At 60.8% G+C, this 15,597-nt stretch carries 8 protein-coding genes; all 8 read right to left on the bottom strand.

Annotated elements, in window-relative coordinates; all coding sequences use genetic code 11:
• Nucleotides 1-8: 8 nt before the first annotated feature.
• Complete coding sequence (locus PO778_RS00155) at nt 9-4,094, bottom strand: LVIVD repeat-containing protein (protein ID WP_438944367.1); 4,086 nt, start codon at nt 4,092-4,094, stop codon at nt 9-11.
• Nucleotides 4,094-5,851, bottom strand: coding sequence for a hypothetical protein (locus PO778_RS00150; RefSeq protein WP_438944384.1), 1,758 nt, complete (start codon nt 5,849-5,851; stop codon nt 4,094-4,096). Before PO778_RS00150 ends, PO778_RS00155 begins: the two co-directional genes overlap by 1 nt.
• A gap of 191 nt (nt 5,852-6,042) precedes the next feature.
• Nucleotides 6,043-8,052 carry a heme-binding protein gene (locus PO778_RS00145; protein WP_271438164.1) on the bottom strand — a complete coding sequence of 670 codons (2,010 nt, stop codon included), beginning with the start codon at nt 8,050-8,052 and terminating at the stop codon, nt 6,043-6,045.
• Nucleotides 8,052-9,443, bottom strand: a complete 1,392-nt coding sequence (locus PO778_RS00140; protein ID WP_271438163.1) for a multiheme c-type cytochrome — start codon at nt 9,441-9,443, stop codon at nt 8,052-8,054. Before PO778_RS00140 ends, PO778_RS00145 begins: the two co-directional genes overlap by 1 nt.
• Before the next feature lie 293 nt (nt 9,444-9,736).
• Complete coding sequence (locus PO778_RS00135; protein WP_271438162.1) at nt 9,737-10,450, bottom strand: hypothetical protein; 714 nt, start codon at nt 10,448-10,450, stop codon at nt 9,737-9,739.
• Nucleotides 10,437-12,497, bottom strand: a complete 2,061-nt coding sequence (locus PO778_RS00130) for an adenylate/guanylate cyclase domain-containing protein (protein WP_271438161.1) — start codon at nt 12,495-12,497, stop codon at nt 10,437-10,439. Before PO778_RS00130 ends, PO778_RS00135 begins: the two co-directional genes overlap by 14 nt.
• Nucleotides 12,498-12,622: 125 nt before the next feature.
• Nucleotides 12,623-14,215, bottom strand: coding sequence for an aminomethyl-transferring glycine dehydrogenase subunit GcvPB (gcvPB, locus tag PO778_RS00125; protein WP_160729113.1), 1,593 nt, complete (start codon nt 14,213-14,215; stop codon nt 12,623-12,625).
• Nucleotides 14,212-15,573: an aminomethyl-transferring glycine dehydrogenase subunit GcvPA gene (gene gcvPA / locus PO778_RS00120; RefSeq protein ID WP_160729112.1), complete on the bottom strand. Its 1,362-nt coding sequence runs from the start codon at nt 15,571-15,573 to the stop codon at nt 14,212-14,214. Before gcvPA ends, gcvPB begins: the two co-directional genes overlap by 4 nt.
• Between the last annotated feature and the right edge of the window lie 24 nt (nt 15,574-15,597).

Genomic DNA, 15,597 nt, shown 5'->3' with positions numbered 1-15,597 from the left:
GAGGCTCATCACTCACCCAGCATCACCGCATCTCGCCTGAACGGCCCATCCACCCATGCACTCATATCGGGTTCGTCGCTGACCTTCCACGGGACGCCGCCGCTGGTCAGGAACAGGCGCTCCATTTCGGCGCGGGTAAAGGGGCGCGAGCCGAGGCGGCCGAACACCGCCATTTGGCCGCCCGTTTCGTCCACCGCGCGATCACGATCGAGGCCTTTGCTGAGCGAAATGGCGGGCGATTTGGTCTTCGCCCAAGCGATCAGTTCGGGCACTGGTTTGGGGCTGAAGCCGTAAAAATTGGGCTGGCTGTCCGGGCTGGTCAATTGCAGCACTTTCATCCCGTTCACGCCGTCTGCGACATAGGCGAATAGCGAGGCGTTGGTCGATCCGACGATCACATCCTCCGCATCGTTGAGCGTGCCGCCCAATGTTTCGCGCTTGTAGATCGACGGCGCTTCGGGCCGCGTAACATCGAGGATCACCAGCCCGTCCTGCTTCGCCGCGACATAGGCATAGGTGCGCGCGACATAGACGCGCTGCGCATTGGCCAGCGGCACCGTCGCATGCGGCAGCGGCACCGGATTGCGCATATTGGTGACATCGAACAGCTTCACACCGTCTGCATCGGTAACCCACAGATAACGGAACTGGATCGTGCTGGAGCGGGCATCGGTGAGCTCGCGCACGGCAGCCACCTGCGGTGCCATCGGGTCAGCCAGATCAACCACCACCAGCCCGCGCTTCGCGGTGATGAAGGCCAATTCACCGGCCAGCTGGATGTGCCGCGCGCCGTCGAGCACACCGCCTTCATTCCAGGTCAGCGCTCGCTTCAGCTTGTTGTTGCGAAATTCGCCGTCATTCATCGTGTTGACGTTGACGAGGATCAGCCCCTCTTCGCTGTCGGTGATGGCCGCATAATTGTAGATCGGCAGGAAGGGCTGCTCTTCATTTTCATCGCGCATCTGCTGTGTGTTGCGTAGCGGATTGATCGGCTGATTGGTTGGCAGCGCCATGCAGGTCGCGTTCTTGGTGTCGACAATCGTATCATGACCGAGCGAACTGAATGGCGCAGTGATGATGCGTTCGCTTACGCCCTTATTGGCTATGCTGGCCACGTCATAGACGCGGAAGCCGCCCTTGCCCTCTGCCACATACATGTATTCCCCGCGCAATTGCAGGCAGCCGACCCGGTCGCTGGTTCCCTCGTGGACATTGGCAAATTCTTCGAATGCCTTTGTTTCCCCCGAAAGGTCATCATCAAATGCCTTGCCGCGCACCCAGTCTTTCAGTTCGCGTTCGTTGTCCTCCACGAACTGCCTGTAATAATCCGGATAGGCATATTTGTGCAGATAGGAACCGAGCACTGCCTGCGGTTCGTCCCATTCAGTCACGCGCACCGCCTCGAACCCGCCTTCCAGCCCGGTCCACGCATTCAGGCCGACGAAATTGACGTAATTCGTGCCAAGTAGCAGCAGCTGCGCCATGATTGCATTGTTGTCGTCAGCCTCGGACAGGTGGCAGTCCGAACACTGTTTCGTCTCGGTCGTGCGGACGGTGTGCGGGAAATGCGGCGCGAACGCCTGAGAGCTGAAACCGATCGCGGAAACCGGCGGCTGCTGCACGTAAATCCGTTCGCGGTTGATGTTGGTCGAGGAAAGCACCAGCGCTGAAGTCGAACGAACCGGCGCAACCTGATTGCCCTTGGTCGTCTGGTGCTTGCCCAGCTGGAACATCTGATCGCGCGCGACCTGCGGATTGTAGGTCGCAAAGTTACGCGTCGTTCCGTTTTCGTAGTGGTGATCCTCTGTCTTCCAGTTCGCTTCGATCGGCAAATGGCACCCACCGCAACTGGTGGTCCAGCTAAGGTGACAGGTGAAACAGGCCATCTCGCCTTCTTCATGCGCTCGGTCACCTGCCGCGATACCGGCGCCAAATTCGAACTTGCCCGTTTCCGCACCCGTTTTGGCCATCAGCTTCGCCCGGGCAGACTTGGCATTGAAATGCGGGGAGGTGTTGTCGACGCTGTCTTTTACCAGGCTGACTTCCCATTCCAGTTCCGGATCGACGATGGACCGCTGGATCAGTTTCTGCCGCCCCATATTATCCCACGACCATTCAAAGCGGCGCTTACCATCGGGGTTACGCAGCAGCGCCAGATTGTTGCCTTTGGGCGGTGCAGCCGGGCCGCTGGTGCGTAGGGTGGGATAGGCATCGGCGGTGCCGTGGCAATCCTTGCACCCGATTTCGATCGCATTGGCGACCTCGCCATAAATCATTCCGTTGCCGTGGCTGTCCTGCGCATAGTGGCAGTCTGCGCATTGCATCCCGACCTCAGCATGGATCGACATGAGGTGCACCGCCTTGCCCGGATTGACGCCCGGTTCAACGAACTTGCCTTCGCCTTCCTTGCGCCACTTTTCGGGATCATCATTGGCGACGATTTCCCCCTCTGCATCCAGCAGATTGCCCTCGCGGTCCCGCTTGAAGATGCCGCGGAAATTCCAGCCATGGCCGTGATAATCGGCGAACTGGGTGTCGTTCAGATCCTTGTTGAGATCGTAGACATTCCGCAGAAAATCCAGGTCCGCCCATTTGCCCTTGGGCGATGCACCTTCTGGATTGCGGTCCAGCACCTTCCGGACCTCCTCTGCCGTCGGGTATTTCTGTTCCTTGGGCCACATGGCTGGCGCGTCGGATTCGTAATCCCACATGGTGTAGCCGAGATAGGAGTTCAGGAAGATATTGGGCTGGTGCATATGGCAATTCATGCATTGCGCCGTGGGGATGGAACGGGTGAAGACGTGGCGCAGCGGATGCCCTTTCTCCTTCATCGGCGCATCGTCCCCGTTTTGATCTTCACCGTGACCATCAGCGTGGTCATCGCCGGGCTGTTTCAAAGCGCCATGGCCGCTGCTGTCATCGCTTTCGCCATCATGGCCATGACCATCGCCGTGGTCAGGTTCCAGTTTGTTCGCGATCGTCGGGTCAACGGTAATCGTCTGCCCGTCACGCCCGTATTTGGCGTAGGTCAGGCTGTGCCTCGGTTCCCGGTCATTGGCATATACCACGTGGCACGCCGCGCAGCCTGAATGGCGATAGTCGCCCGGCTGATCGTTCGTGCCCATGTACCACATGAAAGGATCATTGAGCCGCGTCTTGTGAATATTGAGCACTGGGATCGCGACACGCAGCCCCGTTCCCATGCCCCGGTTCGATTGCTTGATATCGGGACGTCCCGGCTCCTCCAGCCGCTGAATGCTGCCGGTCGGGCTGGGCAGGCCGATCTCTGGGAACTGGGTATTGATGGTGCGACCGCCGCGCTCGAATACGCGGAAAACATCACCCGGCGGAATAACCTGCCATGTCGGCAGCGGGTACATTTCCGCCAGCGCGCCGCGCTTGCGCTGGTTCTCCGTCACCGTACCGGGGGGCGCACCCGGTGAAAGTATCTTCGCCGGCTGGCCATCGCGGGTAAACGCTTCGCCAAACACGTAATTCTTGTAGGGGGCGATCCCGTTATTATACGACGCACCGCCCCACAGCATCGCTCCGGTCGCCATGATCGAACGTTCGCCCGCCTCGATCACATCCATGTGGCAGGCGCCGCAGCTTTCGCGTGCGACGCGGTAATCGCTGGGGTTCACGAAACGGACGAACTCGGGCGATTCCTTGTTAAGCAAGGTGTAGGTCCGCTTGGGATTGGCGGATGACGGATAGTGCCAGCTTTCTGGATATTTCGGCAGCACATGCGCCAGTTCGCGGGCCGCGATATAGGCGGGGTCGTCATGCGCCAGCTCGCTGTTGCCGGTCACGCTTGGGTCGCCGCCATGGCAATCGACACAGCCCAGCCGGACAGCCGGGGTTTCATGCATGGTTGGCGCATCTGTCTGCACATGACAGGAATAGCAGCCATCCGATTTGGCCATCATTTCTTCCAGCGTCTGCCTGGCAGGTGCAGGCGGCGCAGTCACCCGGCTGTAATCGCGTTTGACCGGTTTCTCACCCGATGCGGCATATGTCTGGTCGCCCAGCAGCATCGCCGCCCCGGCACACAGGATCGCTGACCACAAGGCGAGAAGGCGGATAATACGCATCAGTAAGTCAGCACCACATTTGCAAGCAGGGAATAATAGGTGCCGCTATCGCCAAGCCGGTCGAACAGATCATCGAATCCGTCCCCCGATAGCAGCGCCGCACCTGACAGGCGCAGGACGATGTTCTGTGTTGCCTTTGGCCGCCAGATAGCTGCGGCCGAAAGGTCCCAACCGATGTCCTTGGGGATCGAACCTTCATTCCGCAGCGCTTCGATCGTGGCGGTGTTTTCGAACCATAAATGGTTGGCATTTGCAGACAGGCGAAACTCTGGGGTCAGGTCGAAATCCGCCCCGGCACCCGCCAGGATCAGGCCGGGATTGTTGAAGTTCGACTGCCCCTGTTCCTTCGAACTGCGCAGGGAGTTGAGAATACCGTTGCGGCCATTCACGCTGATCGCGCGCCCCCCGCCAGCAAAGGGGATCGTCTGTCTGATCCAGTACGACGTGTCGGCACCGGCAAAGATCGGGTTTTCGAACACCGCATCATAGCCTGTTTCAACGTCGTCATAAGGATCGCCATCGCCGCTGGCATAGGCACCCGACAGACGGAACCGCATCCAGTCGCGATCATAGCTTGCCTCAGCTGCGGCGAAGAAGGCGCGAATATCGGCAGGCCGATCGGTGAAGAAACTGTTCCGGTCTTCGCCGAACGCGCCATAGGCGGATGCCGTCAGGTTAATCCGGCCAATGCGGCCATCGGCATTGTATCCGACATAAAGCACATCATATTCGCGCCCTCGCAAGGTGCCGAGCAAGGCGGGTCGAACAGGAAACCCGTTATCGTCGATTTCAACATCATCAGCTTCGCGGTTGCGGTTGTATGCCAGCGTGATCTGGCTGGTCAGCGCAGGGATCAGGAAATCCTGCCGATATGCGTTGGCGATAAACAGAAAGTCGTCACGCGGTGTCTGCGTAACCGCATTCAGCCCGCTATTGGTGTCTTTCTCAAGCCGCCAGAACGCCGCGACGTTATACTGGAAACGATTATTGTCCCGCGTCCCGAAAAAGCGCAGCCCCAATTGCTGATCCTGAAACAGAAAGCCGCGGAAATCCGCCTGAAACGGCTGGATGCCGATGCGGAAACTGTCGAAATCGTACCGGTCGGAAGTGTTGCGGATGTGGTAATCGAAAAACAGTTCCTGCACGCCGACGAAATGGTCCAGCCGGTGGGTCGGCTTGGTCGGCTCAACGAACAGCACCCGGCGTTCCGGCACGTCGACATAGTTTACGTTGAAGGCCAGCGTCGCACGGTATTCGACATCTGGCGGCTTGTACGCGGTATTGCCCTTGAGCAAGGCGAAGCCGGTGATGAAAGTCTGCGACAGAACAAGGCTGGCAGGATCGCCGAACACGTCGAGCCGGTCCGGGTCCTGTGTGGTCTGGACACCGACAGGGATCGGGAATGTGCGTGCCTCCACCACCGTATCGCTGATTGCGTTAGCGACGAAGAACCAGTCATCGCCCTTGATCGGCAGCCACGGAACCTTGTCACGGTTGATCGGTCGATCGCCCTTGTAGGTGTTCTGGTTATACGGGTCCCACCATTTTTCCGTCACCAGCCCCAGAGATTCGATCAATCTCCAGCGGTCAGGGATCGGCAATTGGTCCGTCGGAAACGCCTCTGGCGGGGGTGCCCTGAAAGCGCCCTCGTTCTCCTGCGTCACCAGGTCAGGCAGCGGATCATTGTAACCTGGCCGCCTGCGCCCATCGATCGATTCATTGTCCACCGCCGGCGGTTCTGGCGGCTCCACCTCGATCGTTTGTTCAGCTTCCGTTTCCGCAGCATCCGCACCCGGCCTTTGCCGCCCGGCCGCCGGCTGCTGCAGCGAAGCACTCGTGAGGCTTATAGCCTCTACGCCATTCAGAGCAGCAAACTCAGCCGGGCCGAGCGGCAGATTGTCCGCCACAGGGGCCGATTGGAGAACAAGAGGAATGGCGTAAAACGCGCTCACAGACCCTCGCAAACATTCTGCGCAGGGTCATCAAGGAACGGCGCGAACGGGCAACTGACATAGCGCAGGCGGACCGTTCTGCCGCCAACAGCCACCTGTATACGATCAGCCCTAATATCGTTTGGCGCATTCCCGATGCCGCCGATCCGCAAGCCTGCATTGTGCAGCCCGAGGAAGCTGACCATGTCATCCTGATCGATACCGTCCCCGGAAACTCCGATACCCCCGATCAGTTGATTGCCTCTGTAAACCGGCACGGATCCGGGGAAAATCTGGATGCCGTTTGCGATGCGTTTGCTACCGCCCGGTGCGTCGGGCACCTGTGTGCATTGCTGCGGCGTGTCGGCACTGGCGCCATTGCTGGCCACGAAAGCCAGATGCGCACCGACATTCGGGACAATCAGATCAGTCTGCAATCCAACCGCAAACGGGCTGAAATCACCAGGCGTTTCAACCGATAAAGGGCCGGCAATCGGGCCGACTTGTCCATCTGGGAAATAGGGCCGCGAAAGGTTGCCGCCAGACCGGTCGGCAAACGCGAACGTGCCTGTCAGCGCATTTGGATCGCCCAGAAAGGCGCGTACGCGCTGAACATAGGCCGGCACATTAGTGAGGCCCGGGACCACCGGCGTTCCCAGCAATTGCTGCGCAGCTGCCGGGTTGGAGAAAAATGCCGCCGTGCGGGCTTTCTGCAGTGAGACATCGGTCCCGAAGATCGGACCGTCCGGCGAACGGACGATGCCGAGAACCTGCCCATGCGTATCCACCAGACTGATGGTCGCCTGCATCCGGCTGTCGAGCGGGCGCCTGATCTGCGCGCGCGCGCGCGACAGCACGTTGAACGCCTCTTCGAGAATGGCCTGCGCTTCTGCCGCGCTAAGCGGCTGGGTAACGCTCGCGCCGTCCGTACCTGCGCGGATCGGATAGCGGCCCGCGCCGTCTCCATCGGTCAGAATATAGGCATCGGGATTGGCGAATTCCGCATTGGTGCTGCGGCGGATGCCCGACGCTTCACTGCCGTAAGTGGTGCCTGCCCGGACCACTGCGGCAGCATAACCGGTCACCGCGACCAGCCCGCCTGCCGGGCCATTGATAGCGCCAAAGCTGGTCTGCAGCGGCGACAGATCATTGACAGTCATATCACTGAAACGCAGCGTTGTACCGTCGACCGGTATCCGATCAGCAGCGATCGCAGTGGGCGGGGTAAAGCCCTGGATACCCGCCAGCGCTATCGCTTCCTCGTCATCGACATCGACGTCCAGAATATTCGGGTCGAAACCATAATCGCCATCGCCGGCGATCCCTATGCCGCCGACGACCACGCCGTTTTTATATAGCGGAAACCCGCCAGGATCGGCTGCCAATCCCAGCGGCGAACGTTTGGGGCCAATCAACGCGCCCGGCCCTGCTGCTGAAAAGCGGGCAGACAAGTCTGAACATGGCAGCTGGCTGAACTGGACGCCGAACAACGGGCCGCTTTCCAGCCCCACCGTGGTCGGTGCAGGCGGGAAATGTTCCTGCACGATCTGGCTCGCCGTGCGGGATGAAAATGCGTTGCCCCCGCTCGACAGATAAGCCCCGGTTATCGCCTTTGCGATCGCGGCTGCAGCGTTGGGCACCATCGCACCTTGCAAGCCGACTTCGTCACCCGGCGCGGCATTGCCTGCGATCGTTCTGGTGCTGAGCGCCGCCTGCGCAGGGGCCCCGGTCATATTGAATACCGCCAGCACATTGCCGACGCGGTCGGTCACCGCCACCGTAGATGGAAGGCCGCGTGCCTGCGCCTCGCCCACCGCCTGAGCGATGATTTGCTGAACGTCGGCAACCGACAGCGATTCTGCAGCAGGGTCGGCAAAGACGCGGCCAGATGGCGGCGGAACCGGCGTTGGGGTCGGCGTTCCACCGATGGGCGACGGGGCCGATCCACCATCACCGCCGCCGCACCCGGCCAGTGCCAATGCCAGCGCAGCCGCCAGACAGGATGAATTGCCGAAAGCGCCGCGCATCAGCGGAGCGCCCCGATGGCACGCGCCGCCTGGCCAAGGGCACTGCGGAACTGCGCCGGATTATAACCCTGCGGGCTACGCACCGCGGCGTATGCACGATTGATATTCGCGCGGATGCCAGCAGCAGCCCCCATCGTCACGCGCCCTTCGCGCACCATGGCGTTCAGCAAGGTATCAACTGCCATAACCGCCTGCGCAGAACCGGCATAATCGGTAAAGCGAGGGCTCGTGGCCGTGTCGGTGATTTTCTGGACAACGGTAAACGCATCGCTGCCGGAATATCCGCGCGCAGCCAGTGAATCAGACAAAGCCGCAGCTTCCCCCCTCAGCCGCTGGGCGGCGGCCACTGCCTCGGTCCGGCCCTGTCCCATTGCGCGGTGGAAATCCTTGCTCGCACCATCGAATGCAGCGGCCCGGCCAGGCGCGAGCGCCCGTGAAACTGCTGACAGCATGATGATGTTTTCGTCGTTGTAGGGCGCAAGACCGAACGGGATCGGGCGCCCCGGATTTGTCTCGAAGGTCAGCTTGCGCTGCGGCCCGTCCGTGATCTGGCGGTGGCAACTGTGGCAGTCATAGAAATAATATTCCGGGAAAACCCCCTCCATGCCGAACTTGGGCCGGGCGAAAAGATCGGTTGAACGGCGCACCGCCTCTGCCTGACCGACTGCCCAAAGGCGCACCGAATCCGTCTTGCCCTTACGGGCGGCATAATCGGCATCCTCGTCGTGATGCTGCTGGAGGGCGGAAAACAGGTCGAGTTCAAACGCGACACGCGGATGGCCGGCCGCCATCATCGAATGACTGACGAACTGGTTGCCGTCAGCGCTGCCGAAATGGCAATCGAGGCACACCTTCGCCCGAACCTGCGGCTTCTCCAGCGGGATCAGGCCATTCGCGACATTTGAGGCATGGGTTGCCGGTTTCGCATAGTGAACGGCGAGCCAGCCGCTCGACGCGCCATGACACGTCTCGCAACCGACCCCGTCGGACGTCTGGAAACGCGGGCCGCGCTTGTTTTGCGGAACGTAGGTCGCATGGCAACCGAGGCAGGCGGGCGCAGACGTTGCAGCGCCCAGGCCAAGGCTGGATGCAATTTGCCTGCCGCGCGGAGATGCGAGAACGGCGTAGGCCCTGCTGTGCGCGCCGGTGGACGAAGAAGGCTCCTGCCAAGTGGCGATCTCATCCTGGCGGACGGCTTCGCCATTACCTTCTGCCCGGCCGTGACAGGTCGAGCCTGCGCAAGTGGCGACCCCTTCGAAACGAGCGCCGCTGCTTGCGGCCTGCGCACCGGTAGAGGCGAATATCCCGGCCCACTGCGCCGCGACAGCCAGTGCCGGAATGGCCAGCAATGCCATCGCCCGGCCGCCCCATGAATTCTTGCGCAGCTCCATCACGAAAGCCCCTCCCCTGCAAAACAACCTACGGCTTCGCGGGGCGGGTGCAAGAGGCGAATGGCAGGCAGATTGTGTACAATGGCGCGGCATGGCCGTGCTTGCGCGCGCAGCCCGCCGCCAAAGCATTGAAAATACCGCAAAGATGCGATCATCGCTTCTGCCTTCCCCGACCGCCGGAACCGTATGGACCCGCCGCCCCCCTTGAGGGCATTCAAACCACGTATCGGAGGCAGCCTTGTGACTTGTCCGCCGATCTTGCGACCCGGTTTGGCACCAAGTTTATTACATCGTTACATCATCGTGTCAGCCAACAGGTCCAACTGGCCGCTGCATCCCTTTTCCAGCAGCAATTCTGCCAGGGCTTCAGGTGATTGCGGCATCTCGCCCATTTCAGCAAACGTCACCGTTGCAGGGTCGCCGCCGCCAGGACCGGTAATCTGGTAACTCGCCCCGTCAGCCAGCGGCATCCGGGCATTGTCCCAATCCGCAACCATCTGCTTTGGTTCGAAACTGACGTGCACATGTGCTGCCGAGCTGGAATTGGCCAGAACATAGGTCGCGCCCTGATCGAATCCGGGCCGCCATATCTGGACCGAGCCGAAATCAGGGACACACATGGTTCCCGACCGCGAAACATCGACCATCCAGATATTGGGGCGCGACATTGATGGCGCCCGCGTCGCACCTGTACGCACCCGGGCCTTCGACCTTTGCCGGGTCAGCGCAGCAAACGTCGAACGTTTGCTGGACCCCCGCGCGGCAACGCGGTGGGTGCCCGGGCCGCGGATTACCCGCGTGCCGCCATCGGCCATGATGGTGATCGTATCACCTTCTCTGAGGGTCACGGTGCTGCTGTCCGGCAGTTTCTTGCCCACCGGATATGCGCTGGCAGACGGCCCGCTGGATTTGATCACCACGCCGGCATTGGCGGTGCCCGAAAGCCCCATGAATGCCGCCGAAGCAAGCAGCGCAGCTGAGATCGTTCGTGATTTAACCGAGAACATAAGCCCTCCCCTCGTTCAGATTATTCATTCTATGTAGCAGATTACGCAAGGCCGCGTCATCCGGGTGGTTCTGAAGCACTTCTTCTATCACCGCCGCAGCCTCGGTATTGTTAGTTTCCGACAAAATTTCTGCCTGATGCAGTTTCTTCCGGTCTTCCTCGGGGAAGTCGGGAGCCGGTTCCATGATGTCGACCGGCCTTGCCCGCCCGCGCAAAACCACCCGTCCCATGGGGCGCCACCAGTCGAGTCCGGACTTCTGTGCGAACTCACGGCTTGCCATGACGCTCGACCCCAGCGCCTTATTGGCTGCTTCGAGCCGGGCCGCTGTATTCATGCTATCGCCCAGCGCAGTATACTGGATACGCGTTTCGCCGCCGAAATTGCCGACAACCGCCTCTCCATAATGCAGGCCCACGCGCGTCTTGCCGATCTTGGGCAGGTTAGGGTCCATTGCCGCCACTTCCGCCCGGAACGCCTCCCCCGCTTGCCAGATTGCATACCCGGCCCTGGCCGCGCGTTCAGCATCGTCCGGACGCGCAATCGGCGCACCCCAGAACGCGACCACCGCATCGCCCACGAATTTATCAATCACGCCGCCATGATCGAGCACCACCTGGCTAAGCATTTCAAGATAACGGTTGAGCAGTTTGGCGACCATTTCCGGCGAGATTGCATGGCTCATCTTGGTGAACCCTTCGAGATCGCTGAACAGCACGAAGATCGACTTTTTCTCGCCGTGCAAGGCAAGCAGCTTGGGGTTGTCGATGATCTCTTTCGCCATTTCGCGCGGCAGGTATTTGCCTAGCGCGCCTTGCGCAAAATTGCGCTGGACTGCGCCGGCGGCACGCGCTGCGGAAGTTACGGCGGTGAATGCGATGATCCATCCGGCCAGCCAGCCGACCGCTGGCAGCCCGTAAGTATCGGCCCCTCGGAAGTGCATTACGAACGGGATTCCGAGCATGATCAGGAATTGCACCCCGAGCAAGGCGTAGATGCGCCAGCTGCCCCATTCCAGCAGCCCGGTCAGAACGGCGGTGCTGACGAACAGGATTGCGAAAGCCCACAGAGTTGCAGGCAATGGTTTGGGAAGCTTCGCCCCGTCGAGCATCTGCGCCATCATTTCCGCATGAACCTGCAAACCCGGCGGTTCAAAGCCGGTCGCTTCGGTCATGGTGGTTGCGACGCGGTCATAATCGACCAGATCGCCGCCGATCAGAATGTATTTGCCGGCAACCAATTCGCTGGCGAACTCGGCAGTTTCGGGGTCGGCAAAGAAATCGATCGGGAATTTCGGGAAGAGGTCCTCTCTCACTGCATTCTGCCCGCCGGAAACTTCGTCGTTCTGCCCGCTGCGCAGGCCAAGACGGTACCGTATCGCGCCTTCATAGCCAGGCATCAACGCCGCCTGCTGCCCGGCGGCAGCCAGCATCGAGCGGGTCAGAGTGGGCGGCAGGCGTTCATCTGCAGTCGGCCAGAGGCGCGTAACCCCGAATTCATCGCTTAACTGGATGCTGGCCGGGCGGGCATTGCTGCCTTCCAATTGGGCCAGGAATTCTTCCAGATATTGCTGCTGATCGTAAACGATATCGCCTTCGTTCGCATCCTGCAGAACGTAGGCAACCGATAGCGGGGTCTGCATCGCCCGCAGGGTTTCAATCAATTGCGCATCTTCATCCTGCGGCTGGTCGAACAAGATATCAATCCCGATCGCCTTCGCACCCATGGCATCCAGATTTTGCAGTGTCTGGATCAGGATCCCCCGGTCAAGAGGGGACCGCTTGCGGGCCTTGATCAGCGTCTGTTCGTCATAGACGACCATGATGATCCGGTCGTCCTGTTCCACCGCATTGCGCCCGGCGACTTCGTAAGCGCGCAAATCGTACATTCCGGTCTCTGCCTGCGCGATGATCGGCATCGACCAGCCAAACCGGGCGATGATCAGCGCGATCACGACGAGCAAAACCGTCAGCGCAAGTCGGCGCGGCCCCGCCTCGCGGACATTGCGCCAGCCGCGTACGATGAAACTTTCACTGCCGCTTTCGGACAAGAGTACCCCCCTCTGCCAGTCTGGACCTTACGCCGGACTGACAGAGTGGTAGCCTAAGCCAGAGCGATCCGCTTGTAAAAAAGCGGCAGGCGCGCGGTAGGAGCGCAGCCCGCCCAGCTCCTGTATTACTCTGCGTCCAACCCGGTGTAGCTGAGCAGCGGCTTGCGCGCGGCCATCGTTTCATCCAGCCTGCTGCGCGGCGCGTAATGCGGCGCGGTTTTCAGACTGTCATCGCCAGCCTTTGCCCGTTCCGCCACACTGCGAAATGCGGTGATGAACTGGTCAATGGTAGCCTTGCTTTCAGTCTCGGTCGGTTCGACCAGCATCGCGCCGTGGACGACCAGCGGGAAATACATCGTCATCGGATGATACCCTTCGTCAATCAGCCCCTTCGCAAGGTCCAGCGTCGAAATACCTTCGGCAAAACCCTTATCCCCGAACAGCGCCTCATGCATGCACGGCCCGCTGTGGGCATAGGGTGCGTGCAACACATCCTCCATCGCGCGCAGGATGTAATTGGCGTTAAGCACGGCATCTTCGGATACCTGCTTCAAACCGTCTGCGCCATGGCTGAGCATGTAAGTCAGAGCGCGCGTATACATACCCATCTGGCCGTGGAACGCGGTCATCCGGCCAAAGTGCTGGAGGGGTCCGCCGAAATGTTCCTTGGCGAAAGATTCGGCATCTTCCTCCTCGACCAGATGCACAACGCCGTCTGCTGTGCGCGCTGTATAAGGCAGCGGGCCGAACGGGCTGAGCGCTTCGGACAGGACAACGGGGCCTGAACCCGGACCGCCACCACCATGCGGGGTGGAGAATGTCTTGTGCAGATTGATATGCATCGCATCAACGCCGAGATCGCCCGGACGCACACGGCCAACAATCGCGTTGAAGTTCGCGCCATCGCAATAGACGAAACCGCCAGCCTCATGCACCGCATCCGAAATGGCGCGCATATCGGGCTCGAACAGGCCGCAGGTGTTGGGGTTGGTGATCATCACCGCTGCAACGTCGGGTCCCAACCGTGTTTTCAGCGCTTCCAGATCAACGCGGCCACCAGATGTGGCAGGGATGTTCTCTACGCGATAACCGGCAAAGGCAGCGGTGGCCGGATTGGTGCCATGCGCACTTTCCGGCACAAGAACGACTTCACGCGCATCGCCGCGGGCTTCCAGAGCGGCGCGAATGCAGAGAATACCGCACAGCTCGCCATGCGCGCCCGCCTTGGGGCTCATCGCCACGCCATGCATGCCGGTCAGCTTAATCAGCCAATGGGCCAGTTCATTGATCACGCCCAACGCTCCGCGCACCGTATCGACTGGTTGCAGGGGATGGACGTCAGCGAAACCCGGCATCCGGGCGACTTTTTCGTTGAGCCGCGGGTTGTGTTTCATGGTGCACGAACCGAGCGGGAAGAACCCTAGATCGATCCCGTAATTCTGGCGACTGAGGCGGGTGTAGTGACGCACCGCCTCCGGTTCAGACAGGCCGGGCAGGTCGATCGCGTCATCACGGATCATGCCCGCCAGCCGGTTACCTTCGCCAATAACCGCATCGGGCAGATCGACTCCGGTCGTGTCGGACGTGCCGATATCGAAGATCAGGTCCTCCTCCAGCATCAGCGCATAATTGCCGGTGGTGGTGGCAGGGCCGCCATGTTTGGGCGCACCCTGTGCCGGTGAGGTTGGCTTCCATCCGCTCTTGTTCGGGGCGTTCATGACAGTTTCTCCTTCAGAGCGGAGCAGAGTGTTTCAATATCTTCCTCTGTCGTCGTTTCGGTCAGCGCGACCAGCAACCCGCCCGAAAATTCCTCTACGTCAGGATAGAGCCGGGCCAGCGAAACACCGGCCAGGATGTTCTGCTGCGACAGGTCGCGCACAATCTGCCGCGCATCGCCGTCCAGCAGGAGAGTGAACTCGTTGAAGAAGCTGTTGTTCAGCAATGTCACGCCCGGCACCGCAGACAGCTTGTCAGCGGCAATGCACGCCAGACGGTGATTTTCCGCCGCCAGTTGGCGCAGCCCCTTCTCGCCGAGCAGGGTCATGTGGACGCTGAACGCCAGCGCGCACAGGCCCGAATTGGTGCAGATGTTGGAAGTCGCCTTCTCGCGGCGAATATGCTGTTCGCGCGTCGACAGGGTCAGGACAAAGCCGCGCTTGCCATCTGCATCCACGGTTTCGCCGCACAGCCGGCCCGGCATCTGGCGGACATGTTTCTTGTCGCGCACTGCGAACAGGCCAAGATACGGCCCGCCGAATTGTAGACCGACACCGATCGACTGGCCTTCGCCAACGACGATATCGGCGCCCAGTTCGCCGGGTGACTTGATCGCGCCCAGCGCTACCGGTTCCGTGTTGACTGCAATCAACAGCGCGCCCTTGGCATGGGCTGCCTCGGCAATTTCCTCCAGATTGGGCAGACGGCCCAGGATATCGGGATACTGCACCACGACGCAGGACGTTTCATCGTCGATCCGGGAAATCAGCCCGTCATTGTCCGGCTCCGCCTGGATTGCAGGCTTCGCGTCCGCGATCACATCTTCGGTGAACTTGGCCATTGTCTTGACGACTTCGGCATAATGCGGGTGCAGCGCGCCCGACATTACCACCCGCTTGCGCCTGGTGACGCGCCCCGCCATCGCGACCGCTTCCCAGCACGCGGTCGATCCGTCATACATCGAGGCATTGGCCACCGCGCAGCCATAAAGACGCGCGACCTGGCTCTGAAACTCGAACAGCATCTGAAGCGTGCCTTGCGCGATTTCGGGCTGGTACGGTGTGTAAGCTGTCAGGAATTCGCCGCGCTGGATGATGTGATCGACGCTGGCCGGAACATGGTGTCGATATGCGCCCGCACCGAGGAAGAAGGCTGCATCTGCCGCCGCCAGATTCTGCTTCGACAGGCCGCGCATATGCTTTTCAACCGCCATTTCGCTGGCGTGCATCGGCAGGTCGCGAATAGGCCCGTCGAGCCGCGCCACTTCGGGTACATCGACGAACAGATCGTCGACCGAAGCGGCACCGATAGTTTCAAGCATTGCCGAACGGTCAGTGTCGGTCAGTGGCAGATAGCGCATTGCAAAAATCCTTCTTCCTCCGCG

The sequence above is a fragment of the Pontixanthobacter luteolus genome (assembly GCF_947494915.1).
GTDB lineage: Bacteria > Pseudomonadota > Alphaproteobacteria > Sphingomonadales > Sphingomonadaceae > Pontixanthobacter > Pontixanthobacter luteolus.
Note: the sequence above shows the minus strand (reverse complement) of the source record. Positions and strands in the feature narration are given on the sequence as shown.

Coding starts and splice junctions, on each gene's coding strand:
- PO778_RS00155 (WP_438944367.1), bottom strand. CDS start 4,094: ATGCGTATTATCCGCCTTCTCGCCTTGTGGTCAGCGATCCTGTGTGCC.
- PO778_RS00145 (WP_271438164.1), bottom strand. CDS start 8,052: ATGCGCGGCGCTTTCGGCAATTCATCCTGTCTGGCGGCTGCGCTGGCA.
- PO778_RS00140 (WP_271438163.1), bottom strand. CDS start 9,443: ATGGAGCTGCGCAAGAATTCATGGGGCGGCCGGGCGATGGCATTGCTG.
- PO778_RS00135 (WP_271438162.1), bottom strand. CDS start 10,450: ATGTTCTCGGTTAAATCACGAACGATCTCAGCTGCGCTGCTTGCTTCG.
- gcvPB (WP_160729113.1), bottom strand. CDS start 14,215: ATGAACGCCCCGAACAAGAGCGGATGGAAGCCAACCTCACCGGCACAG.
- gcvPA (WP_160729112.1), bottom strand. CDS start 15,573: ATGCGCTATCTGCCACTGACCGACACTGACCGTTCGGCAATGCTTGAA.